Source organism: Kocuria sp. CPCC 204721 (genome assembly GCF_040980945.1).
GTDB classification, from domain to species: Bacteria; Actinomycetota; Actinomycetes; order Actinomycetales; family Micrococcaceae; genus Kocuria; species Kocuria marina.
This window is the reverse complement of sequence record NZ_JAVKPO010000041.1, coordinates 1-1487: the sequence shown is the minus strand read 5'-3', so window position 1 is coordinate 1487 and position 1487 is coordinate 1. Positions and strand designations below refer to the sequence as shown.

Below are 1487 nucleotides of genomic sequence, written 5' to 3'. Positions count from 1 at the left end.
GGCGGATTCAACTGGTTGTCGCAACACCCTGATCGTGAGGGTGTGTGGTGGGACGAGATCCAGAGGAATCAGCGGTGCCGGCGGGTGCGCGTCGACAGTGGCAAGCGGATCGGGCGATCAGACCGAAGCTGCGGTCGCCGGGGCATCCGAAGTACCGCCGGGATGTCGAGTCAGCGTTCTGGGATCAGATAGCGCTGGGATTGCTGGCAGAGGAAGCGGCTCGTGTCATCGGCGTGGCCCCTGCGGTCGCGACGCGCTGGTACCGCCAGCATGGTGGGATGCGCCCGTTCATGCCGCCGACGCCGTCAGGGCGTTACCTCAGCTTCACCGAGCGTGAAGAGATCGCGATTCTTGTCGCGAAAGGTCATGGTGTGCGGCAGATCGCGCGCACGATCGGCCGCGACCCAGGAACGATCTCGCGCGAGTTACGCCGAAACGCCGCGACACGGGGCCTCACGCGTGACTATCGCGCGTCGGTCGCGCAGTGGAAGGCCGACATGGCAGCGCGGCGGCCGAAGGAAGCCAAGCTCGTGGCGAACCCGCGGTTGCGCGAGTACGTTGAGCAACGACTCAGCGGCCACATCGTCGACGAGGACGGAAACGTCGTGGCCGGGCCGCCGGTAGAGAAATGGACGGGCCGTAACAAGCCACGCCGCAAGGACCGGGCGTGGGTGCGCGCGTGGAGCCCGGAGCAGATCAGTAGGCGCCTGCCCCTCGATTTCCCCGATGATGAGTCCATGCGCATCAGCCACGAGGCGATCTATCAATCCCTCTACATCCAAGGCCGAGGAGCGTTGAAACGTGAACTCATCTTGTGCCTGCGCACCGGGCGTGCGCTGCGCGCCCCGCGGGCGCGCGCGCAGCGCACGACGTGGGCGCACGTCACGCCCGAAGCGCTCATCAGTGAACGGCCTGCTGAAGCCGACGACCGTGCAGTGCCGGGCCATTGGGAGGGCGACTTGATCATCGGGCTGGAACGCTCCGCGATCGGCACGCTCGTGGAGCGCACCACCCGCTACACGATGCTCGTTCACCTGCCCCGCGAGGAAGGCTATCGGCACAAGGAATCAGTGAAAAATGGGCCGGCCCTGGCCGGGTACGGCGCGATCACGATGAAGAACGCGTTGTCGACGACGATGACACGTCTGCCGGTGGAGTTGACGCGTTCACTGACGTGGGACCGCGGCAAGGAAATGTCCGCGCACATAGCGTTTCGTGTCGAGACAGGCATCCCGGTGTTCTTCGCCGATCCGCACTCACCGTGGCAGCGCGGCACCAACGAGAACACGAACGGCCTGCTTCGTCAGTACTTCCCCAAGGGCACTGACCTGTCACGCTGGTCGGCACACGAGATCAACGCCGTGGCGCACACGCTGAACACTCGTCCACGCAAGAGCCTGGGGTGGAAGACACCTGCCGAGGCACTGAACGAGCAGCTAAAGTCTCTCCAAGAAGCCGGTGTTGCAACGACCAGTTGAATCCGGTCA

General features: G+C 64.9%; 1 protein-coding gene. It reads left to right on the top strand.

Features of this window, described 5'->3' with window-relative positions:
- Positions 1-278: 278 nt before the first annotated feature.
- A complete protein-coding gene (locus RF637_RS13740; RefSeq protein WP_121240541.1) occupies positions 279-1478 on the top strand; it encodes an IS30 family transposase in 1200 nt (399 codons plus the stop codon).
- Positions 1479-1487 lie beyond the last annotated feature (9 nt).